14 protein-coding genes and 1 pseudogene are annotated in these 22801 nt (G+C 65.9%); 6 read left to right on the top strand and 9 right to left on the bottom strand.

Features of this window, described 5'->3' with window-relative positions:
• Nucleotides 1–829: 829 nt before the first annotated feature.
• The 3 genes from EV192_RS56135 to EV192_RS30940 all read left to right on the top strand — a co-directional run bounded on the left by EV192_RS56135 (nt 830) and on the right by EV192_RS30940 (nt 3286).
• On the top strand, nt 830–1198 hold the full coding sequence (locus EV192_RS56135) for an N-terminal phage integrase SAM-like domain-containing protein (RefSeq protein ID WP_243727188.1): 369 nt from the start codon (nt 830–832) through the stop codon (nt 1196–1198).
• Nucleotides 1195–2085 (top strand): site-specific integrase, encoded by an 891-nt coding sequence (locus EV192_RS30945; RefSeq protein ID WP_243727187.1) that lies wholly within the window; start codon nt 1195–1197, stop codon nt 2083–2085. The genes EV192_RS56135 and EV192_RS30945 overlap by 4 nt, the downstream gene beginning before the upstream one ends.
• Before the next feature lie 277 nt (nt 2086–2362).
• A complete protein-coding gene (locus EV192_RS30940) occupies nt 2363–3286 on the top strand; it encodes a DUF2637 domain-containing protein (protein ID WP_165960695.1) in 924 nt (307 codons plus the stop codon).
• Nucleotides 3287–3846: 560 nt separating this feature from the next.
• On the opposite strand, the gene EV192_RS30935 is transcribed toward EV192_RS30940, so the two are convergent.
• Nucleotides 3847–5040, bottom strand: a complete 1194-nt coding sequence (locus tag EV192_RS30935; protein ID WP_165960694.1) for a helix-turn-helix domain-containing protein — start codon at nt 5038–5040, stop codon at nt 3847–3849.
• Nucleotides 5041–5336: 296 nt separating this feature from the next.
• On the opposite strand from EV192_RS30935, the gene EV192_RS30930 reads away from it, so the two are divergent.
• Nucleotides 5337–5921 carry a hypothetical protein gene (locus EV192_RS30930; RefSeq protein WP_132121720.1) on the top strand — a complete coding sequence of 195 codons (585 nt, stop codon included), beginning with the start codon at nt 5337–5339 and terminating at the stop codon, nt 5919–5921.
• 83 nt (nt 5922–6004) lie between these two features.
• On the opposite strand, the gene EV192_RS30925 is transcribed toward EV192_RS30930, so the two are convergent.
• The 3 genes and pseudogenes from EV192_RS30925 to EV192_RS30920 form a co-directional block, all read right to left on the bottom strand.
• Nucleotides 6005–6232, bottom strand: a complete 228-nt coding sequence (locus tag EV192_RS30925; RefSeq protein ID WP_132121718.1) for a hypothetical protein — start codon at nt 6230–6232, stop codon at nt 6005–6007.
• Nucleotides 6233–6352: 120 nt separating this feature from the next.
• Complete coding sequence (locus tag EV192_RS57695) at nt 6353–7000, bottom strand: WXG100-like domain-containing protein (protein WP_481729880.1); 648 nt, start codon at nt 6998–7000, stop codon at nt 6353–6355.
• A gap of 173 nt (nt 7001–7173) precedes the next feature.
• Nucleotides 7174–8601, bottom strand: a pseudogene (locus EV192_RS30920) (ISL3 family transposase); the annotation flags it as partial.
• Between the two features lie 699 nt (nt 8602–9300).
• On the opposite strand from EV192_RS30920, the gene EV192_RS54170 reads away from it, so the two are divergent.
• Nucleotides 9301–9438: a hypothetical protein gene (locus tag EV192_RS54170; protein WP_165960693.1), complete on the top strand. Its 138-nt coding sequence runs from the start codon at nt 9301–9303 to the stop codon at nt 9436–9438.
• A gap of 133 nt (nt 9439–9571) precedes the next feature.
• On the opposite strand, the gene EV192_RS30915 is transcribed toward EV192_RS54170, so the two are convergent.
• The 5 genes from EV192_RS30915 to EV192_RS30895 form a co-directional block, all read right to left on the bottom strand.
• Nucleotides 9572–9976: a hypothetical protein gene (locus tag EV192_RS30915; RefSeq protein WP_132121714.1), complete on the bottom strand. Its 405-nt coding sequence runs from the start codon at nt 9974–9976 to the stop codon at nt 9572–9574.
• Between the two features lie 119 nt (nt 9977–10095).
• Nucleotides 10096–10272, bottom strand: coding sequence for an Imm1 family immunity protein (locus EV192_RS30910; RefSeq protein WP_132121712.1), 177 nt, complete (start codon nt 10270–10272; stop codon nt 10096–10098).
• Between the two features lie 18 nt (nt 10273–10290).
• The gene (locus EV192_RS30905; protein ID WP_132121710.1) at nt 10291–10515 is read right to left on the bottom strand and encodes a hypothetical protein; all 225 of its coding nucleotides are present in this window, start codon (nt 10513–10515) and stop codon (nt 10291–10293) included.
• Between the two features lie 255 nt (nt 10516–10770).
• Nucleotides 10771–14004, bottom strand: coding sequence for a family 78 glycoside hydrolase catalytic domain (locus EV192_RS30900; RefSeq protein ID WP_243727186.1), 3234 nt, complete (start codon nt 14002–14004; stop codon nt 10771–10773).
• Nucleotides 14005–14286: 282 nt separating this feature from the next.
• Nucleotides 14287–15723, bottom strand: a complete 1437-nt coding sequence (locus tag EV192_RS30895; protein WP_132121708.1) for a class I SAM-dependent methyltransferase — start codon at nt 15721–15723, stop codon at nt 14287–14289.
• 365 nt (nt 15724–16088) lie between these two features.
• Between EV192_RS30895 and EV192_RS30890 the strand changes: the two genes are divergently transcribed.
• Nucleotides 16089–22769, top strand: coding sequence for a LamG-like jellyroll fold domain-containing protein (locus tag EV192_RS30890; RefSeq protein WP_243727185.1), 6681 nt, complete (start codon nt 16089–16091; stop codon nt 22767–22769).
• Nucleotides 22770–22801 lie beyond the last annotated feature (32 nt).

Here is a 22801-nt window from a genome sequence, read left to right as displayed (position 1 = left end):
CCGTTCGCGGACCACCCGGTTGGTGGCCATCAGCTCCTTGAGCAGCCGGCGCAGGGTCTTCTCCCCGCCGGGCACCACAGACCACACCGCGCTGCGCACCTGCTCATCGGGGTGCTTGAGCACGGCATTGACCATCTTGATGAAGATGCCCCTCTTGCCCGGCACCGCGGGCAGTTCACCCATCAGCTCTTTCTCCACCCGCCGCTCCGCACGAGCGTTGATCTTCTGCACCAGATCGACCAGCAGCCCGATCAGAGCGTCAGTGATCTCCGCCTGGCGCACCCAGCACAAGGCGGCCAGCAGCGTGTGCCGCACCGGCTCCGGGCAGTCCAGCAGATCCGAGGGAAACATCCTCGCCGCCCGCGACCGCCACGCCGCGACCAGCCGGTCCGACGTGTCGGCGAACAGGTTCCGTGGCAACGCCAGCGCCCGCACCGCCTCCAGCTTGCCAATCTCCCCGAGCAGCGTGTCCAACCCCAACCGGCCCGGATCGGCCTTCACCTCCGCGAGCAGACCCTCCGAGGTCAGCAGCATCTGTAGCCGGGCACACCCGGCTGGCCCCAGCGCGGCGGCGATCTCGGCGGCGAACGCTGTCTCGTGCTGCCGCAACGCCGAGGCGATCACCCGCTCGATCTGGCCCTCGGTCGGCGGCTCGATGCCCTCACTGCGGCACCGCTGCCGCACCGCGGCCTCCAACCGGTCCCGATCCTGCTCCACCGGACACTGCTCACCCGCCAGCCACTCCGTCCAGCGCAGCTCGTCGGCCTCGGTAGCCGGACGGAATCCCAGTGCCTCCCGGATCTGCGCCCGGTGGTACTTCGCGGCCCGGTTGGTCAACGAGTACTTCGCGAACTGGGGGGAGGAGCAGGAGGCGCTGATCCGACGCAATCTGTGGATCGACCCGCGGGACGCCGAGACACCGTTCGGTGAGTTCGCCGAGGAGTACCTCGCCGCGATCAAGCCCCGGATCACCGAGGGCACGGCGGTGAAGTATCGGTCGCATCTGGACAACCAGGTGCTGCCGCAGTGGTCGGCGTGGCCACTGATCGGCATCTTCAACAGCTATGTGGAGATCGAGAAGTGGGTGTCCGAGCTGCACGAGGACTACGCCGAGTCCACTGTGGCATCAGTGTTCGCCACGTTCTCCACGATGCTGAACGCGGCGGTGCGGGCGCGGATCATCCCGGCCAGTCCGTGAAGCGGGATCCGGGTCACGTCGGGGAGTACGCGCCGGAGCGGCTGGTGGCCTCACCGGTCCAGGGTCTGCGGGCTGCGATGCGGCTGTACGAGTCCGGTCTTGGACTGGGTGGGTTCACGTTGTGTCTGCTTGACCTCTACACCGGCGGTCGGTGGAGTGAGTTGGCCGGGCAACAGAAGCACGAATACGACCAACTGCACCGAGCGATCGGCATCCGCGCGCCGCTGAAGGAGGTCGGTGGTGTACTCACCAAGTACGGGCGCCCGGTCACCGAGGTGGCGGCGATCGCGCCACCGCCGCGACAGCGGCAGCAGGGCGCCGCTGCGCGCAAGGGGCGCACGAAAACCCCGGCGGGGACCCGGTGGGTGCAGTTGCCGCCGAGTATCGCGGTGTTCTACGAACAGCTGATGGACAGCCACAATCATCCGTTCGTGTTCACCACGCCGGAAGGCCATCCCTGGCGGCGGTCGAACTTCCGCAACCGCTACTGGCGGCCGGCGTGGGACGGGGTCAGCGCGGACAGTCCGAACGCGACTGATCATCTGCCGGCGGTGTTGCCGTGGTTCACCTTCCACGAGGGACGGCACACGCACGCCACCTGGCTGACCGAGGACGGTGTGCCCGAGGTGGCCCGCCGCGCTCGGTTGGGGCAGAAGATGAAGGGCATCGCCCGGGTCTACGACCACGTCACCGACGCCATGCGGCACCAGGTCAACGATGCGCTGGAGGCGCGGTGGACGGCCGGTCTGCTGGCGTTGACGGCTACGGAGCGTGCACGTTTGACCGACTGGTTCCCGCACCTGGGACCGGTGATCACCAAGCTGATGATCGAATACCGGGACGGTAAGGAAGAGTTGATCCCCATTTCGTCCCCATTTGATCACTGAAACACAGCGAAGCCCCATCCCGCGCGAGGCGGAACAGGGCTTCTGACCAGCGGTTGTACACTGGTGGGCGATACTGGGATTGAACCAGTGACCTCTACCGTGTCAAGGTTGGACAGAGAAGGCCCTTCGCCTTGATACCAATGCTTTCGTATGCATGAACTCTCAGTTACCGCTGATAGAAACGAGTTCGAGCGAGTTGCTCCTCCTTGCCGTCTACAGCAGACCTACAAGTGATCTTCATCGATTCCCCTTGGTAGAAGGCACAATCATGTACAAAATGGAACTTCCCGGATTCAACGTTGGTCAGCGGGTCGGTCTCGCTGGTGCGATTGGGCTTGCTACCATGCTGGCGGCCTATGGCATCGCGGGCTCTTATGAGACGATCTCTCGCAAGGCTGTCGAGGTAGACGTTCCCCTTCCCCAGTTGGTGCCAATCGGGATCGATGGCGGACTCGTCGGAGTCGTGGTGCTGGATCTCGTCCTTGCATGGACGGCGCATCCGATCGGTTGGCTTCGACAGTTGGCCCGTTTGCTCGCGGTCGGCACAGTCGCGGCGAACGTGTCTGCGGGCTGGCCAGATCCCGTTGCCATCGGTCTGCATGCAGTTGCGCCGCTGATGTTGCTGGTGATGGTCGAGGCAGGCCGCACGGTCCTGCTGAGGTGTGCTGGTGGCGCTGCGGGCTGTGTTCGTGACCGGATCCCGTTGGGACGATGGATACTGTCGCCATGGTCAACGTTCCTGCTGTGGCGGCGAATGGTGCTGTGGCAGATCACTAGCTACCGCGCTGCGTTGGACAAGGAAGCTCAGCTTCGGCGCACTCGTACTCTGCTCCGTGTCCACTTCGGTCGCCAGTGGAAGCGCAAGGCGCCCGCAGATCTACTGTGGATGCTCGGCATCGCTCCGTTGGCCGAGGAGGCGCACTCCCGGGTTCACGCCATCATCAGTGGCAACGACAAGGCCGAGCCTGCGCACGCGGCACAAGACGGTACAACTACGTCCGTGCTTTCGGGCTCATCGTCAGTCGTGATGGGTGACCACTTGGATGCGGCTGTGCGGATCAACGAACGCCACTGGACGCAGCGAAACCGTCCAGTCTCAGCGGAGACGCTCCGCAAGCAACTTCACGTCAGTTCATCCCGAGCCCGTGAACTGGCATCAGCTGTTCGATCCATGGACAGGGCCGCAGTCAGCCACGGCTGAACCGCTCCAACAGGTAGTGGCTTCCGGAAGGTTTGGATGCGATGTAGACGGTCGACCGTACAGGCGCGACTCTTGTTGAGCCTGATGGGAACCATCCTTTGCAACACGCCCGAGTGTATTGCCGGAGAGGCGCAGCGAGCCGCACGTTGTAGTTTCATCGTCGTGCGTAGCAAGGCGGCACTACGGCCAAGTGCGGCAGCAGGCCGCCCGCCTCATCACGATCGCACTCCGACCATGATCACAAAGAGACCACGTGCACCAGCAGGCACCCCGAAAAAGTTGGTCACGCAATCACGGGCAGAGGCGAACGTTTACAGTACCCGGGTGCGGTCCAGGTTGGTATTTGGCGGTGAGGGCGTTTGCGGAGAGAACGCCGACGGCGCAGCGCCTGACGGACGAGATCGTGCAAGGGTATCTGGCCGGCCTGGTGGCATCCTGTCGATCAGGGAGCACGTCGACGGCATCGGCGTTGGGCAGGGCGCGACCATCGGCGCCCCTGTGCGGTGAGGCATCACGTTGTCCAGCGTGGTGGCATGAGTAGTGCGCGGAGTCGCTGCACGTCAACCGCTTGCTCTCGCTGGCTGATCAGGTCGGCCGCGAGTGCGCGGATGGAGGGCCGGTCGACCACTTCGCCAGGTGCTTGCTGATAGGCCGCGATGAGTGCCTGGGCTGCCTTGTCGGGGCGCCCGTGCAGCCACCAGGCACGAGCGATATCGGTGAACATCCGGCCGCGGCGTTCGATGGTCGGGAACCGGGAGGCGGTCAACCCCTTGAGCGGCGTTCAATGCCGCGGCAGAGTTACCGAGCTCGCACTGCATGCTGACTTTGTAAAGCTGCACCTGTGCCGGAGTGAGGACGGTGGCGTTGACGGGTGTGGCTGGTCGATCGGGGCGCGCGGGCAGCAGCCGCATCGCTCGGTCGGCTTCGGCGGTCAGTTCCAGCGCTCGGTCGCGTTCGCCGGCTTGCGCGGCGGCGTAGGCGGCGGAGCACAGCATCTGGACGAACAGAATTCGTTCGTCAGGGTTGGCGAGGCCGGTCTTCTGGATCGCGTTGATCGCGTCGAGGATGACTCGCTGGGCAAGGGCGGCGCGGTTGTTCTGGCGCAGCACGATACTCAGCACATGCGCGGACAGCGCGAGCACGACGGGTGATTCGGTGCGGCGCGCGCTGGCCGTCGCGCGGTCAGCGGCCATCAGGCACGACGGGCGGCCGAGCTTCGCCAGGGTGTGGGTTGCCAGTTCATAGCAGGACGAGCAGATCGCCCACGCGGACGGAAGGTCGGTGCCTTCGGCGTGCAGATGCGCAGCGGCCAGCAGATCGGGCAGGGCGGTCACGAGCTGGCCGTGGCGGTCGTTGTCGAACAGGGCGCGGCCTGCGGCGAGCCGGCGGGTGACATCACCGCCAGACACGGGCCCGTTGGTCGGAGGCAGCACGATCAGCGCGTCGTCGAGCGCGGCCAACGCCCACTGCGGCACCGTTAGCCCGGCCAGGATCAGGAATTGGCTCCGTAGCACGTCCTGACTTGGCATATCTTTACTCGGGACGTCGCCGACACTGCCGAGCCCGAGCTCGTTCAAGGTGATGTCGTAGCAGTTGGCCAAGCGCAGCAGGGTAGTGATTTCGATCCGGGCGCCCAGTTCGATCCGGGAGATCGCCGAGGCGGAGTACCCGGTCTGCGCTCCGGCTTGAGCTTGGGTCAGGCCGCAGCGTATTCGGGCGTCGCGCAGTGCTTTGCCGACCGGCGGGATGGACACACGAGACAGCACACCAGATGGTGCTTTTACCGCGCAACCGCTGTCGGGGGCAAGCCCATTCGCGCAACTCGCACAGCACGCGCGCGTGGCGGGTGTACCAACGACAACCACAGCAGGTGGCGGTTCACTAATGGCTGCAGGGAAGAAGTGACTGTCGTCCGCGACAGGAACCGACCATGTTGGGCTCTCATCTCAACAACGAGGTTGAGCGGACCTTACGAGATCGAGGGATTGCATGGTAAGTCGCATAGCAGTATGCCGAGCTTTGTTACAGCCTCGAGCATAGGGAGACGGTGATGAGCGACAAGGTGTCGTTCCTCTGGTTGATGTTCAGACGTATCTTGTCCATTGTCGTCGGAGTGTCGACGGCATTCGTACTCACACATGCCGTAGCGGCGGCAGACACCCGTGCTCGCGACGGGAAGTACTGTGCGATCCGGATCGGCAAGGCGCCGGCCGGTCAGACGTCGCCCGTGCTGGCCAAAGCGTGTTCGGATGTGTCCATCAAGGCGGCCCAGGCCACGATGAACACCCAATACCGCATGCGGATGGGCGACCAGGGCAAGGTGGCGACCGCCGGGATTCCCATCATGTACTGGTACGAACACATCAACTACAACGACCAGGGCCGTATCAATGCCGGATTTGCCATCATCGAAGGTGGTGACGGTCCGTGCGACGCGGCAGGCTACCGGGTTGACACGGACTTTTGGTGGGCCCGGAATGTTTCGTCCGTCATCGGCAACAATCATTGCCTCATTGCACACGTCGTTAACCGAGCCCAGAACGATGCAGACGACTTCACTATTAATTGGGGCGAACGTGGCCTCTGGCTCGAACGGTTCAATGACAATGTCGACCACTTCCAGATACACGCATGACGCCTGCCGGTGATCGCTGACTTCCCCCCTTTGAACCGCGAGGTCGGTCCGTACTTGGTGTCAACCACGGGAACGGGCCGGCCTCATGGTCGCGGTCGGGTCGTGGTGTCCGGGACAAACGCGACGTCTTCCCACAGCGTGTAGCCGATGGTCGCCGGAGTGCCCACTGGGACGCCCAAGGCATGGGTGTCCGCCGTCAGGGCCACCAGTTCGATGCCCAGCGACAACCCAGTATCGGGGTTGAACAGCAGTTGCAGACGCTGATGCGGAAACGGGCCACCCGATTGGGTCAACGTGGTCGAGATGGCCACCGCTGGGCGGCCCGCCCCGCACTGATCCACCCGCGGCCAAACCGATCAACGCTGTTGCGGTGAACACCGGCTGGCATGGCTGCCGGGCCCCAGTCGCCATCGACGCTGACACCGACCTCGTCACCTCCGGCTATCTCGACGTGGTTGAACGGGCCTGCCTGATCCCTGAGCTCCCGCCCGGTGCTCACAATGCCGCCTATCCCGGCGGTCGCGCTGGGCAGCAGGCTGTAGCTGTTGGCGATGCCTCCCGCGCGAGTCGTGGTGACGCCGATGCCTCCGTCGGGAGCGTAGACGAGACACGCGGTGGCCACCGATATGCCCGCGCAAACGCCCTCGGTTAGTCCGAGATGGTTGCTCGGCTCGGCCGCCTGCGTGCCGCAGGATTCCACCAGCCGCTGGAAGGCCTTGGCGAGGCGTGACCAGCCGCTGGCGCGGCGACGGCACCGGTGATCGTGTCTTCACGGCGGTCAGCGCCCGCGCATAGTCCTGCGCCAGCGTCGCCTGTCGTTCGGCGGCCTGGGCGAGGGCCGCCCAGTGCGCGCCGTTTGCTGCCAACCGGTCGGACAGGGCAAGGCCCGCGGGGTCTGGCCACGCGGCGCGGACCACCCGTTCGGCCTGGCCCAATTCCGCCTGCCCGTTTGCTGCGGCGGAGGCGAACCGACGCACGTCCTCGGCGAGTTGGCCGGCGGCGTCCTCGTTGTCCGGTGGCCACGCGCTATGCACCCGTGTGATCGCCGACCACAGAGGAATCGTGGGTTCATGAACCATCGGGCACCCGGCCCAACTCGGCACCCGCACGCTCGTCGGCGTCCGTGTAGATGGCGATACCCTGCCGGCCCGCGTCGGCCAATCGCGTCGTCTCCGCCACCGAACTGACGGCGTCGCGCCGAAGTTGCTGGTCTGCCGGGCGATAGCGGCCCTGGAACCGTTGTCCCATCGGTCAGCCCGTTGACGACGGCGTCCCGGTCGCGCTTGATGCCGGTGACGAATGAATGCAGCCCGGGCAGGTCGTCTGCCTGGACGCGGCGCATCCACTCGTCAAGCTGGTCACCGCGCAGTTCACGCATCATCATGGCGAAGTCACGCACGTGCCCAGCAGCGGCAGTCAGCTCAGGACAACGGGCGAAGACCTCCTTGAGCCGCACCGTGTCCCCGGCGCTGAGATTGTCCGGGTTGGTCATGATCCAGCGGACCACACGGCGTGGCTTCGGCGGCGCCGGTACGGTGGGCGCCGTGGCCGGTGGTGTAGTGGACGTGGCACGGAAGGCATGCACATAGCGGCGGACGGTCTGCACACTGCCCTTCCACCCCAATGCTTTCAGCTCGTCGTGCAGGGTGACGGCCTCGGTGCAGCCGTCGTTCCAGCGTTGGTTGATATACGGCTTGAATCTGTCCAGCCTGCTGGTGCGGTTGACCGCCTTGACCAGCAACTCGTCCGCACTGCCCACGTTGGCGTAGCGCCGGACTGTGGAATGGTCCAAACCCAGTTGACGGCTGATCGCGCCCAACGACAGCCCCTGGGCGCGCAATTCCTGCACAGCGGTGAAGCGCTCACGGGTGCGTGTCACCAGACGGCGTTCGCGCCCACAGACATCGAGCACACCGTCCGGGACCAGCGGCGGTGTATCGTCCGACGTGTTGGTTGCCGGGACTTTCCCATTAGGGGCCTCGGGTTCAGGTTCACGCAGGCACGCGCGATGCGTGACGACAGTGGACTCCACGGCTTCGCCGAGGTTCTTCCACAAGCGGAAGCGATCCGCGACCTGGATCGCGGTCGGCGCGCCCGTTCGGGCACCTTCGGCATAGGCTCCGGCTCGGTCCCGACAGATCACCTCCACACCTGGATGCGCGCGCAGCCACGCGGCAAACGTCTCCGCCGTCCTGTCCGGTAACACCTCGATCGGCCGGTGGGTATCCATGTCCAGCAACACGCTTGCGTACACCGATCCGCGCAGCAGCGCGAAATCATCGACGCCCAGTACCCGAGGGGTCGCGACCGGCTGTTCAGGTAGCGCCCGCACCAGTCGCAGCAACGTCATGCGAGACACGGTGATCGCCATCCTGTCAGCCATCCGAGCTCCAGAGCGGCCGGCCACCGCCAACGCGATCACTTCCAGCATCCCGAGCAGGCTGATCGTTCGCTGCCGTCGGCGTCCGACCAGGCCCTCGAACTGCTCGGCAAAGGTCCGGCGTGCGCAACCGGCGTTGGGGCAGAAGAACCTGCGCACAGCAAGGACAATCGATACTGGCTGGCCTCCTACCGGCAGGTCAGCTGGGCGCCGTTGGTAGCTGCTGTGCACCGCCGTCGAGCTGGCCGAGCAATCCGGGCACACCCCTGCCTCACGGCGGGACCGGGCGGAGATCCGCACCACGCCGTCCTCCGCATGGATCCGCTCAACGCAGAGCCCGGCCAGATGTGGAAACACGGTCTCGATCAGCTTCGCCTCATGCACAGCAGAGCATCATCATCTCCAAAGATCACCCACCGCCACGGGCCTCACGCTTCCAGTGCCAGAGCCGAATTACGTGATCGCCCACAGCACCTTACGCAAACCGTCGGCCATAACCGGCGCTGGATCGGGACGCGGTGCACCAGACGGCACAGCTCTGCCACATGCCGTGAGGACGATCAGCGCAACGAACACCAGCCGAACGAACATCTTCCACCCCATTGCCCCGTCTGGCCCTGGCGACAGTGTTCCGCCAGCCACGGCGGTGACCCGCAGCAGTCAACTGCATGGCCCCTGCTTGCTGTGCGAGCCTGCAGTTTGCGAACGTTGCTCGATGTTTCGCCGCGTCGACGGAGGCGTGCGATCCCGTCGTGTTGCGCGGCGAGTTGGGCCAGGGCTTGTGCTCGGAAGTCGGTCAGTTTGTCGACCGTGCTGCCTGACTCGGCGAGGTCGCGGCGATCGAGGCCCCATGGCCGCCGCAGCCCAGAAACTCGAAGCCATGCACGCGGCCCGCAGCGCGACCGTCCACCTTGGAATGCCCGACATCCGCCCTGCAGTGGGCAGATCGAGCTTACAACCCTGAGCAACGCGGCAGCCCGCGTGATAGCGCGGGTCGGCATGCAATCACACAACCTGGTCAGCGAGAACCCGGAACTCGTTCCGGCCCTCCTGATCCGTGGCCCCGCGGCTGAGAATGACAACTGCGAGTTCTCGATCATGCCGATCACGTTCACGCCGAAGGACCTCGCATGCTAACTCGACCGGAACGGGAAGCGGAGTGTCCGCAGTCAAGCCATCCAGGCCAAAGACAGGGATCTTGTCCGTCAGCACGACGACGGTGCCGTCAGCCCCGGTCAACCGCGCCTCCACCCACCCGGTGTGTCGTCTGTCAGGCTTGGTCGCCGCTGAGCGCAGTTTCTGGCTGGTCGCACGCCCGAAACTTGGCGAGCAACTCCTGAGCGGGTTGGGAATCAGGGTCGAATCCGCCCAAGCCTCTCCGCTCCTGCGGGCCCGGCGACAAGGTGAGCACATTGTGGCAGCGGAAGCAGAAGGCAATCTCGAAGAGAATCCCATCGGCTCCATGGGCCCGGATCCCGTAGCCGGGGAAGAAACAGCGCATCACCTCGCCGTCCGGCAGGTTGGCGACAAGGTCGATGATCGCCGCGGCGTCCGCGTCCTGCCAGGAGCCGATCGTCTCACCTGGAACGCTGGTCACCAGGTGCCATTCCACGTCGGCCTTGATCCGAATGCAGTCGACGCGCTGGACCTGCGAGGCTGTGACGGGCAGAAGCATCCGGTCAGGATGCCACGTCGTTTGACCGTCCCGCAGCGCGGCGGACGTCGGGCATGCCGAGGCGGACGGTCGCGTCGCTGGAAGCGCGCATGGCCTCGACCGGCGACGACTGACCGTGGCTACGCGGCTTCGGGCTGCCAGGGGACGCAGGTGGGTTGCTGACCGGTGTGGGCGTATTCCCTGACGGCGGTCAGCACGGTGGGCAAGGGCAGTTCGGCATGTGCTGGCATGGGGTTCGCGTCGAGATCAACTGTGGAGTAGGGCATCGTCCGGTGGTTGATCCCGTCCGCGGGCACGAACCGCTGGTCGGCGATCTACTCCAGGGCGCCTACCGTGCCGCGCACACCGACCACCAGGCACGGGGCGTCGTGGGCGGGTGAGGCGTAGAAGAACCAGACGCGGCCGGGCGAGTCGGGGTCGGTCTGCGGTCGCTGGTCGTTCGCCGCGGTCAGCATGCGAACGAGGGCGTCAGCGTCACCGATCGCACCGATGACGAGCTCGACCTGGTGGGCGAGCGTGTCGTTCTCGGTTGTGGTCATGCTTGCCCCTTGTAGGTGTGCGCGAATGGCCTGCCGTCCTGAGTAGTACCGTTCCCTGGTAAGTCAGCGTGTTGAGATCTTGGGAGCAAATGCCTGACCAGTCTGCGTTGGCGCCGCTGTGGGCTCCCTCGAACCGGTGAGTTCTCCTGCGGGCCGCAGCCTAGGTGAGGAAGTTGGAGCATGGGTCCTCGGAGGTATGCCCCGGCGCCGAGCGGGCCAGCGTCATGCAGCCCGTCTGTCCCGTGGTCACCGACGCTAATTGGTGTGTCGCGGTAGGTGAACCCAGCCGCAGAGTTGGGAGGTGAACTGCCAACTCCCGGAGCCGACGGAGTATCGCCGGGTCGTCGCGTCCCCGGACAGCAGCACCGTGCCGGGTGTGACGTCGACCTTCGAGTCCAGGCGCGCCACGGGAACCGAGACGGTCGCCACGGCGTTGACCGGGACCGTCACCGACAGGTCGAACGTGCAGGGCTGGAGGGTCCAGGACGACGTCACCGTGCCACGGACCGTGTCGATCGACGCCGACACGCGCTCCATCCAGCGCGGGACTTGGGGAGCGACCGAGATCGCCGCGTAGCCAGGCGATGCCGGCGTGATGCCGGCCAGCTGTGTGTATAGGGACGTGTTGATGCCCGCGAACATCGCGTGGTCATGAGTCTCCATAGTGGACTCATACGTCCACTGCTCCCACGGGGTCGTGGCGCCGCGCTGGACCTCGTACCCGAATCCCGGGTACGAGGTCTGGCCGAGAATCTTCTTCGCCACGTCCATTCGGCCGATCCGGGCGAGCGCGTCCACCAGGTAGCGGGTGCCGAAGATGCCTGTGTCCAGATGCCCGTTGTCCCTGGTCAGGATCGTGTCGACGAGATGGGCACCCACACCCGGCATCTTGTCGGCGGGGACCATGCCGAAGGCGAGCGGGAGCACGCTCGTCACCTGTCGCCCGCTGCCGTATGTTGTTCCGGTCGCGTCAAGGAAATGAGCGTTGAAGGCATGGGCGACCTTGGCGGCGAGTTGGGTGAAGTGCATGGCCTCGTCCGGGTGGTTGAGTGCCGTGGCTGCTTTGGCGGTGTCCGTGGCCTGCAGGTAGAACAAGGCGGTGTTGACCAGTGACCGTTCGCTGAAGCACGACCCCGCGTCCGGGTTTCCCTGACCGCCGTTGGCATTCGGGCTGTGGTCCGGTGGGCACCAGTCGCCGAATCCGCGGTCGTCCGGCCAGATCAGGCTGGGATGGGCGGCGGCATTGGAGTCCACGTAGTCCTTCATCCCCGGGTACGTCCTGGCCAACGTCGGCAGGTCGCCGTACTGCTCGTACAGCGACCACACCAGGGTGACGGCACCGCCGTCCATGTCGGGCTGCGGGGCGTTGTCCGGGTCGTTCGGTGGCGCGGTCGGCGGTGGCATGTCGAGCAGGTACTTGCCGTAGAACCTGTCCATCCCGAACTCCAGCACGGCGGCGTCGTGGTATGCCTGCACGTCCATCCCTGGCGGGGTCCGCTCGTCCCGGACAGGGGTGTCGGTCGGCAGGCTCATGGAGTTGTTCAGCACCGCCCACCGGTTGTTCTGCCAGATCCGGTTCAGCAGCGGGTCGGACGTCTCGATGGTTCCGGTCGAGGTGACGTCCGCGTGCGCGACCACGCCGACGACACTGTCCAGGGTCGGTGTTCCGGGGTAGCCGGTGACTTCGAGATAGCGGAAACCGTGATAGGTGAAGCGGGGCTCGTACGTCTGCGGGCCGGTGGCGGCCGACAGGATGTAGGTGTCGTTGGACGCGGCGTTGCGGTTGGTGGTCGTGTCCAGCGTCCCGTCGGCGCGAAGTTCCTCCGCCGTCCGCATCCGCACAGTGGCACCCGCCGGTCCGGCGACGCTCAGCCGTTCCCAGCCGGCGATGTTCTGGCCGAAGTCGTAGACGTACATCCCGGGCTGCGGCTGGGTGAGCTTCGTGGCGCGCAGGGTCTGCGCGACGCGGATCGGCGGCAGGTCGCTGGACGCCAGCACCGGGCTCGGCGCCGCCGTGGTCCGCACCGGGTGCCACGCCGACTCGTTGAAACCTGGCTTGTCCCAACTGTCCTGCTGCAGCCGGGCGTCGTACGTCTCGCCGTCGTAGATGTCGTCGGCCGTGATGGGGCCGGCGGACCAGCGCCACGAGTCGTCAGTGCTGACCGTCCTTTGTGTCCCGTCAGTGAACGTCACGGTGAGCAGCAGGATCGCCTGGTCGGGGCCGGGCCACCGGAAGCCGTACTGGCTGAACCGCGGGCCGTAGCCGGTGCCCAGCCAGATCCCCACGGCGTTCGGGCCTTGGTGGAGTTGCTCGGTGACGTCGTACGTGTCGTAGAGGTTCCGCTGGTCGAACGATGTCGCGGCCGGCGCGAGGACGTGGTCGCCCACTTTGCCGCCGTTGAGGTGCAGGTCGTAGAACCCGAGGCCGTACGCGTACGCGCGGGCTTTGGCCACCGGCTTGTCCAGGACGAACTCGTGGCGCAGCAACGGCGATGGGGGTGTGCCCTGGTCGAGCAGTGTCGGGTCGCCGTCCGGCGCCAACTGGCCGTCGGTGATCGGGACGCCGGGGAACCGGGGGTCCGGCGAGTGCGAGAAGTCGTCGGAGAACAACGTCTGCCCGGCGAGATCGCGGACCGTGAGGTTGTCGTAGCGCGCGTCCTCGGGGACGCCTTCGGAGACTGACGACCGGAATCCGACCGTGCCCGTGGTCAAGGCATCGTCGGTGCGGACGTCGACCTGCGTTCCGTCGATCCAGGTCGTGAACCTGTCGCCCCAGGCCTCGATCCGGAGATGATGCGGGGCGGTCGCGTTCGCCGGAGTCAGCACCGGGCTCAGGTCGACCTCGTCGAGCGGCTCGAAGGTTCCGCGCACCCGGCTGTGCGGGCGCAGCACCACCTTGCCCGGGGTGGTCACCGTGTTGATCTGCCACATGTAGAAGTTCTGCGAGTCCAACGCCCGGAACAGGACACTCGCGGCCGCCGCCTTGATGGTGAAGTCGACGTCCAGCGTGGAGTCCTGCCAGGTGTACTTGGTGCCCATGTCGGGGGTGATCCACTGCGCGCCCGCCCAGTCCGCAGCACCGAGCAGGCCGGTCTCCCACCACGCTGGGGCGGCCAATGTGGACGGTCGCCCGCTCGCGTCCCAGGCCCGAACGGTCCAGTAGTACCGAGTCCCGGACCGCAGATTCGGGCCGCCGTAAGGGACTGCGACCGAGGTCCGGTCCGCGACCTTGCCGCTGTCCCAGATGTCCGGGTGGTCCAGCAGATCCGGGCGGCTGGCCACGAGAGCCTGGTACGCGGTCTGGCTGTCACCCCGCACATCGGACCGCAACCGCCAACTCAACGAGGGGTGCGGGTCGTCGATCCCCAGCGGGTTCGTCCGGTAGTCGACCTGAAGATCGCCAACGGTGAGACCGGTGGCCGCGCTCGCCGGCACGCTCATGACCGTGGACACCACGAGCGAAAGCAGCAGAAGGATCGCGACACGCACCGGGCGACGATGGCCGAACATGTGACTCCACTTCATTGATGGACCAGCAGGAGTAGACGGTCGGGGACCTCCTGGTCGGTGAAACCGGCGGAGCGGTCGATCGACAAGGAGTTGAACGGTCCTGCGTCCGCGGGGACAACCCTGTCGCCCTGGCTCGTGCACCTCTACATGCAGGCAACAGCCCCGGCTGTGTCTTCCGTGCCGTCGGCGACATCAGAGGGCGGTTGGGTGCGTGCGCCTGTTGAGCGTCGCGGGTTCGTGGGATCTGTTCTGCGGATGGGATCAGTCAGCTATAGGTGTTCGGCTGGTGCTGTTCCGATGTGGGGCTGGTGGGTGGGCGTAGCGGGGTGGCATGCCGGTCAGGACGAATCTCGCGGTCAGTTCGTCGGTGTGGTCAGTGTGCCGGCCGGCTAGGAGGTCCTGGTATTCGTTGTGGGTGAGGGTGATTTGAGTGGGGTGATAGTCGCGCATGGTGGCGTTCTCGAAGGCGTACCAGTCCGATGGAAACATGAACCGTAGTTGGATGTGGTCGCCGTGTGGCCGGGGCCGGTAGATCGGGTTGATCGCGAGTTGTCCTTGGGCGTGTGGTAGGTAGGTGGGTTTGTCGTGGTCGCGGAATAGTTTGGGGTCGTCGCTGGATACCAGTGTCAGCCATTTCTCTTGTCGCAGTTCGGGCAGGGGGCGTTGGGTGGCCAGTGCGGGGCCTTGGCCGGTGAGGTAGCTGGTGAGGAGTTCTTGCTCGCCGAGGATGCGGGTGGAGGTGGTGCCGGTGAGGGTGAGGTAGCCGTCGAGGGTGCGTTCGTGTGGGCTGTCGCGAGGGTCGATGTCCGCGTTGCCGACGCGGTCGAGGAGGACGGTGTTGTTGTCCGCGCAGCGACGTAGTTCGTCGTATGCGAGTTGCTGGTCGGGTAGGCAGTGGAAGGCGTCGCTGCACACTGAGGCGGCGAAGCTGTTGTCGGCGAACGGTAGCCGCAGCGCGGCGTCGGCGCACACGAAGTCGCAGTCGGTGGCGATCCAGCGGCGGGCCACCCAGAGTTGGAAGAAGTTACGGTCCACTCCGATCGACCACAGTGGAGCCGGGCGGGCGGCGAGCAGGTACATGATGTGTCCGAAGCCGCATGCCAGGTCTAGGATGGGTTTCGGGCCGCTGTCGAGCACGCTGTAGAGGGCTAGTGCGGCCAGCATGCGGGGCTGTCCGAAGCGCAGTAGGAAGTACGGGTACAGCTCGGGATTCGTGCCGCGGGATCGCAGGTAGCAGAGTCGCATCCAGTCCTGTGCGGTGTGCTGGCTCACAGGTTGGTTGAGTAGTCGTCGAATCTCGCGTCGGCGGGCGGCGATGAGCATCCGTTGTCCCGGTCCACGGGTCAGCGGCAGGCGGACGATCGGTGTGTGTTCCAGTCCCCACGGCAGTGCGGGTGGGAAGGCCAGTAGTTCCACCAGGGCCGCCAGTGGGTCCGGACTGCGGACCAGGTCGACCAGCTTGTCCACGGTGGGACCGGGAACCTCGGTCCACAGGGTGGTGTGATCGTGGACACTGACGTGTCCATTGCGGATCACGGGGATGCCGTCGATCACTGGATATTCGTGTGTCCCGCACCGTAGTACCCCGAACGCACCACTGGCCAACGGCTGGATGGGTGAGTGTTCGAAGGTGAACTCGGTCGTGCATTGCGGGCAGCGCAGCAAATCGAGCAGTCCCATTGATAACTCTGACGTCACGTCCCCATCCGTCTCTCGGGCGGCCCCTCTGGTGGACGACTCGTCGTTCCGGGCACATGTTTCGTTACGGACTTTCAGGACAGGGATGCGCCTGGCGTTGTGGTGATCAACTGTCGGCTGGGTCGTGGTGTGGTGTTCAACTGTCCATGCTGAACGGTCGGTCCGAGGTGCCGTGTCCGTGTGGGCAGTGCTCCCACCGGTTGGTGGGCGAGGGTTGGTGGTCAGGGTGTTACTGACAATTGGTTCCAATGGAGTCTTTGCAGGTCAGCGTTGATCGGCAAGTCTGGGTAAAGACTCATCAAAACGCGCGGGGCTGGGCTCGCGTGAGCCGAGGGGGAATCCTGGTGCGCGCAGTTGGTGTGTTTGTGCTGCTTGCTGTTCTGGCGGGCCTGCTGGTGGTTCCGGCGGGCGGACCGTTAGGAAAGCGCGATTTTGTGGCCGAGGCGCCGGATGAGGCGTCCGCGGTCACGGCGGCGCAGGTGCAGCACTCCCGGGTGGCGGTGGCGAAGCTCACGTCCGAGTCGCGGCAGGTGTTCGCTGAGCCGGATGGCCGGATGACGGCGGAGTTCAGTGCGGTGCCGGTGCGGGTCAAGCGGGCTGGTGGGTGGGTGCCGGTCGATACGACGTTGGCGCGTGAGTCGGATGGGGTGGTGCGGCCGACGGCGGCGTTGGGGGATGTGGAGTTGTCCTCGGGTGGTGCGGGTCCGGTGGTGACGGTGCGGCAGGACGGGCAGAAGGTGGCGTTGTCGTGGCCGGGTCGGTTGCCTGAGCCGGTGTTGGTGGGCGATACCGCGACGTATCGGGATGTGTTGGCGGGTGTGGATTTGGTGATGGTGGCGGAGCGGGATGGTGTCGCGGTGCGGTTTGTGGTGCACAGCGCGCAGGCGGCGAGCAATCCGGCGTTGGCGGCGCTCGGGTTGCGGGTGGATGCGGGCGACTTGACGGTGACGGTGGATGAGGCGGGTGTGATCCGGGCGGTGGACAAGGCGGGTAAGGAGCGGTTTTCGGCGCCGGCGTCGGTGATGTGGGATGCCAGCGGTGAGAATGCCGCGACGGCTCGGTCGGCCGCGGTCGGTGTGGGGTTGTCGGATGGTGTGCTGACGCTGCGGCCGGATCTGGCGTTCCTGGCGGATGCGGCGACGGTGTTCCCGGTGGTGATTGATCCGCGGTTGCATACGCCGGGGTGGAACAACTGGGCCACGGTGTTGTCCGGGTCGAAGGTGAGTGGCAGTTCGTTTCCGCGGACCAGTGGTGCCGGGCCGGATTTCGGGCAGGTGGGGAAGTGTTACATCCCTAGCGGGGAGTGCAAGGACATCGGGGTGGCCCGGTATTATATGCAGTTCGACACGACTGGTTTGACCGGTGCCCAGACGTTGTTCGATGCGGCGGTTCTGGTGCAGGTGGCCAACAGTCCGAACTGTTCGGCGCGGCGGCAGGACCTGCATTGGGTGCACGGTCAGTTGACTGACGGTCTGACCTGGAACAACCAACCGGGCCCTGACTCGCTTGCCTCGGTGGACGCGCCGCCGGTGCATGGGTGTGTGAACGAGAACGGTGCGGTGCGGATCGGGTTCGATGTGAAGGCGGTGACCCGGGGTGGGTTCAGCGCGTTCTATCTGCAGGCGTACGACGAGAATGATCAGTTGGCGTGGCGGCGGTATTACTCGGCGGCGACGAAGTTGACGGTTACCTATAACACGCCGCCGGATCCGGCGTATCAGTTGTCGACGGATCCGCCGATGAAGGCGCCGTGCCGGTGGTGTGACGGCAAGTCGTATGTCGCTGACGACTTCATCCGGTTGCAGACTCGTCTGTCCGATGCGGACGGTGATTCGGTCAAGCCGCAGTGGAACATCTGGCGTAACGGGGTCCTGGAAGACAGGTGGGGTTCGCTGCAGATGCCGGGCGCCGCGCACACCACGGACGTCGATCTGCGGGGCATGGATGGCCAGGAGGCGGACTGGTATGTCCGTGGCTGGGATGTGTGGAGCGACGGGTCGTTGGCGCAGACCAACGAGTGGCGGCGGGGTCCGGGGCCGTTCGTGGTGGACCGGGTGGGTCCCGGGGTCAAGCCGTCGGTGAAGGGCCTGCTGTACCAGAACGACAACCGGTGGCACGGTGGGGTGGGTGTCGCGGGGAAGTTCACCTTCGACACCAGCGACACGCCCAACGTCACGGTGCCGGACATCGACCACTATCTGTATGGCTGGAACGATCCGCCGTCGGATGGGCCGTTGAACCGGGTGGATGCGGATCGGTTGGGCGGTCCGGCGACTGTGACGTTGACCCCGCCGGGGGACGGTCCGCGGGATCTGTATGTGCAGAGTGTCGATCGGGCCGGGCATCGCAGCGATACGAAGGTATATCACTTTTATGTGCGTCCGGGGAATGGGCCGTTGGCGCAGTGGTCGTTCGAGGGGAACACGAAGGACGACGCGAACCTGGGGTTCCGGGACGGCACACCGAACGGGAACGTGATCTACGGGCCGGGCGCGGTGGGCTCGGCGGTGCGTCTGGATGGGACCGGCGCGTGTGTGACGGCGCCGAACACGGTGCGTACGGATGCGAGTTTCTCGATGTCGGCGTGGGTGAAGCTGGACCGGGTCGACGACGGGTCGTACGCGGTGGTCAGCCAGGACGGGACCAGCGTCGCCGGTGCGAGTGTGGAGTACGAGGGGACGAACAAGCGGTGGGTGTTCGTGATGACGGCCTTCGACGGGTCGTATAGCAACGTCTTTGTCGCACGGTCCTCCACGCTGGCGGTGGCGGGGGAGTGGACCCATCTGACAGGCACGTACGACGGGGCCAGTCAGCAGATGAGGCTGTATGTCAACGGTGTGTTGGCCGGTTCGGCCGGCCGGCAAACCACTCCGTGGAATGCGGAGGGTTTGCTGCGGATCGGCCAGGAGAAGCAGGGCACCGGGTACGGGAAGTACTGGCCGGGGTCGATCGACGAGGTCCACGCGTATGACCGGGTGCTGACGGACGCTGAGGTGCGTGCCGCGGTGTCCCGCGACAACGTCCAGATCGGACACTGGAAGTTCGACGAGCCAGATGGTACGACGGCCACGAACGCTATCCCGGGCGGGGACATGCTGGTGCTGGAGAACGGCGCCACCTTCGCCGAGCACGGCGCGTCGAACAACGCGGTGCAGTTGGACGGTGTGGACGATCAGGTTTCGGCGGGCGGGCCGGTGCTGCGTACGGATCAGAGTTTTTCGGTCGCGGCGTGGGTGAAGGTGGACCGGCACCTGGACCCGGGCGCCACGGTCACCGTGTTGTCGCAGGACGGTGACAAGGTCAGTGGGTTCTCGCTGGGGTATCGGGAGGTGGACGGCGGCCGGTGGGAGTTCTCGATGCCTGCGGTTGATGGTGATCAGCCGGGTGGTGTGATGGTTCGCTCGACCGAACTGGCTGTGGTCGGGACCAAGGATTGGACGCATCTGACGGCGGTGTATGACGCGCCGAGCAAACAGTTGCGACTGTATGTCGGTGGGCGGCTGGCCGGGCCGGCGACCGCGTCGAGTGTGGTGAAGGCGACCGGCAAGTTTGTCATCGGGCGGGGCAAGCGGAACGGGCTGCCCGGGAACTTCTGGCCGGGTGGGGTGGATGAGCTGCGTGCGTTCAGTCGGGCGATCTCGATCGAGGAGATCCAGGGGATCGTGAGTGGCGAGAATGTGAAGGCGTTGTCGTGGAAGTTGGACGGGGACGCCAAGGACAGCTCCGGCCGCGAGGATCCGCATAGTGGCACGGTCATGGGTGGTGCGGCGTGGACTGGTGGCCAGAACGCCAATCCGGACCCCGATGACCTCGCGGTGAACTTGGACGGGGCCGATGACTTCGTCACCTCCACGAAGGCGGTGGACACTCAGGGAAGTTTCTCGGTGGCGGCGTGGGTGAAGCTGACCAGCAAGCCGGACGGGTGGGCGGCGGTGGCCAGCCAGAACGGCGCGCACTCGTCGATGTTCTGGCTGGGGTACACCGGGAAAGCCGATGACCATTGGGCATTCGCCATGCACGGCTCGGATGTCGACAGCCCGACGGCGGTGCGGGTCCGGTCGGCCGAGACCCCGCAAGTAGGGGTGTGGACGCACCTGGCAGTGGTGTATCAAGCCAGCACCGGGGACATGTTGTTGTATGTCAACGGTGTGTTGTCGGCGACCGGTAGTTCGACCACGCCGTGGAACGCGACATCCAGTTTTGATGTGGGTCGGGCGCGGTGGGCGACGGCGTGGGGCAACTTCCTGCCGGCCGCGGTGGACGACGTGCAGGTCTATGGTCGGTCGTTGTTCGCTGATGAGGTTCGGGCGATGGCGGGCCGGGATCTGACGTTGGTGCACGACTGGCGGCTGGACGAGTCCAGCGGCACCACCTTGGGGGACGCGGTCGGTACCCGGCCGGCGACCTTGAACCCGGGGGCCACGTTCGCTCCAGGCCGGGTGGGTAACGCGGTCAAGTTCGACGGCACGACCGGAACGGTCACCAGTACTGGTGTGGACCTGCGCACGGACGACAGCTTCACGGTAGCCGCCTGGGCGTATCTCCCGGACCAGCAATGCGACCTGGCCACCGCGTCGGAGTGCCGACGGACAGTGCTGAGTGTCGACGGCACGCGGACGAGTAAGTTCCGGCTCGGGCACGTGGTAGACCAGGACCATCTCCGCGGGTACTGGACCTTCGAGATGCCCGAGTCCGACACCGACAACGCACCCATCACGCAAGCGGCGGTGGACGTGGCGCCGGCCGACGTGAACGCCTGGGTCCACCTGGTCGGCGTGTATGACAAGCAGGCCAAGACGATCCGCCTGTATGTGGATGGCACCCGGCGCGGCGACGGAACAGTGAACACGCCGTGGCAGGCCTCAGGTGGGGTGGCGATCGGCCGGGGGAAGGTGAACGGCGCCGCCGCGCAGTTCTGGCCGGGCACCGTGGATGATGTGCGGTTGTACACCGGGCCGTTGACCGGCGACCGGATCGACGAGCTATACGGCTCCTATCCAGCGGAGAACGGCGGCGGAACAGGGATGCCGACCGCGGACGCCGGGTATTGGACGTTCGACGAGGCCAGCGGTAACACGGCCGCGGATTCCAGTGGGCGGGGCCTGACCGCGACGATCAAGGGCGGTGGGGAGCGTTTCAACGGCCGCAAGGGCCGTGCCGCCTGGTTCGACGCTGTCCCTGGCTATGCCGAGACCACCGGGCCGGTGCTGGACGCCACCCGGGACTTCTCGATGACCGCGTGGGCCTATCTGGCCGACACGACCGCCGACCGGACCGTGCTCGGCCAGGACGGCAGCCAGGAAAGCGCGTTCCGCCTGCAGTACAACGCCTCCACCGGCAAGTGGGCGATCGCGGTACCTGCGGCCGGTAGTTCGCCTGCCGTGCTGCTGACCTCCCCGCAAAGCGCGGTGGCGCATGAGTGGACGCATCTCGCGGTGGTCTACAACGCGGGCCTGCATCAGCTGCGGTTGTATGTCAACGGGGTGTTGTCTGCCGCCCAGGTCGGGGTCACGATCGGGAACGCGGCCGGGCCGTTGTCGATGGGCCGCGCGAAACGGGCCGGTGCGAACGCTGAGTTCTTCTGGAGCGGTATCGACGACGTGCGCGCGTTCGGCAAGCCCCTGGGTGACAGCGAGGTCACCGCGGTGCACGACGACGTGCCCACGATGGACTATGGCGGGTGGCGGTTCGACGAAGCCACCGGCAAGGACTACTCCTGGCGACACGACGACGCCACCGCGTCCGGAGGTGTGTCCTACGGACCCGGGATGATCCGCAAGGCAATCCAGCTCGACGGCATCAACGGGCAGGCCACCACGACCCGCAGCGTCACCCCGTTCAACGAGAGTTTCACCGTCTCCGCGTGGGCCCGCCTGACCCGCACCGACCGGGCGGCCACCGTGCTGAGTCAGGACGGCGGACGAATGAGCGGGTTCGTGCTGCAGTACCGGCCGGAGATCGGCCGGTGGGTGTTCGGCGCACCGCCCAACGACACCGACTCCGCCGGACTGCTGTACGCGCAGTCGACGGCGCCCGCGGTGGCCAACCGCTGGACCCACCTGGTCGGGGTGTACGACTACGGCAAACGCCAGCTGCGGCTGTATGTGGACGGTCAACTGGCCGGTGCCCGCTCCGAGGTGGCGTTGTGGCAGGCCAGTGGTGGGTTCGCGATCGGCCGCGGGAAGATCAACGGCAGCCCGGCCGAATTCCTCACCGGCGCGGCGGACGAGGTGCACGCGTTCCTCGGGATAGCCACCGACACTCAGATCCAGACCCTGGCACGGTATCCCGAGCCGCCGGACGGGCAGCTCGGCCGTACCGTTAATGCCGCTGGTGACCGGTCGAGCACCACCACCAGCGAGGCGATGCCGGACGGCTATCACTTCGACACCTCGTTGGGCATGCTCGCCGCGGACGGTCAACCGAACACCCGCGTGTTGTACTCGTGCAAGTTCGGCAGTGACGCGTTCACCTCGGCCGACCCGGCGTGTGAAGGCAAAACCGTGGTGGGTGAGATCGGCCGGGTGTACACCGCGGCACCGACGAACCTGCCTTCGCTGGCGATCTACCGGTGCCGCACGGCGAGTGACCATTTCGACTCGACACGCTCGGATTGTGAGGGAGCCACGAAAGATGGCCTGCTCGGCTACACCCTCGCGTACGCGCCGTTGACCCGCTACTACAGTGCCTTCGACTACGACCATTTCGACACTGTCCATGGTGGACCGGTCGGGTATGAGAACGGCGGTGTCGCCGGCCTGGTGGCGATGATCCCGCAACCCGGCACGCAACCGTTGACCAGCTGTGTCAACGGGGTGGACACGTTCCTGTCGACCGATCCGGCGTGCGAGGGCAAGACCGTGCTGGGGAGCCTCGGTCAGATCTGGACTGCGGCGCCGGCGGACACCGCCAGCACACCGTTGTATCGGTGCGTCGTCAACAACGAGTACTTCGCCAGCACATCGGCGAACTGTGAGGGCTACACCCTGGACCGACAGCTCGGGTTCATCCTGACCGGGCTGCCCGCGGCGGCCGGCCGCTCCTGACCACACCCCCTTTTCTTCTCTTTCGGAGGAAT

The sequence above is a fragment of the Actinocrispum wychmicini genome (genome assembly GCF_004345645.1).
Taxonomy (GTDB): domain Bacteria; phylum Actinomycetota; class Actinomycetes; order Mycobacteriales; family Pseudonocardiaceae; genus Kibdelosporangium; species Kibdelosporangium wychmicini.
This window is presented reverse-complemented; position numbering and strand designations above follow the sequence as displayed.

What these genes read in the sequence shown, in the direction of transcription:
- EV192_RS30940 (WP_165960695.1), top strand. Translation starts at nt 2,363, where the DNA reads ATGGAACTTCCCGGATTCAACGTTGGTCAGCGGGTCGGTCTCGCTGGT.
- EV192_RS30930 (WP_132121720.1), top strand. Translation starts at nt 5,337, where the DNA reads ATGAGCGACAAGGTGTCGTTCCTCTGGTTGATGTTCAGACGTATCTTG.
- EV192_RS57695 (WP_481729880.1), bottom strand. Translation starts at nt 7,000, where the DNA reads ATGGTTCATGAACCCACGATTCCTCTGTGGTCGGCGATCACACGGGTG.
- EV192_RS54170 (WP_165960693.1), top strand. Translation starts at nt 9,301, where the DNA reads ATGCAATCACACAACCTGGTCAGCGAGAACCCGGAACTCGTTCCGGCC.
- EV192_RS30915 (WP_132121714.1), bottom strand. Translation starts at nt 9,976, where the DNA reads ATGCTTCTGCCCGTCACAGCCTCGCAGGTCCAGCGCGTCGACTGCATT.
- EV192_RS30905 (WP_132121710.1), bottom strand. Translation starts at nt 10,515, where the DNA reads ATGACCACAACCGAGAACGACACGCTCGCCCACCAGGTCGAGCTCGTC.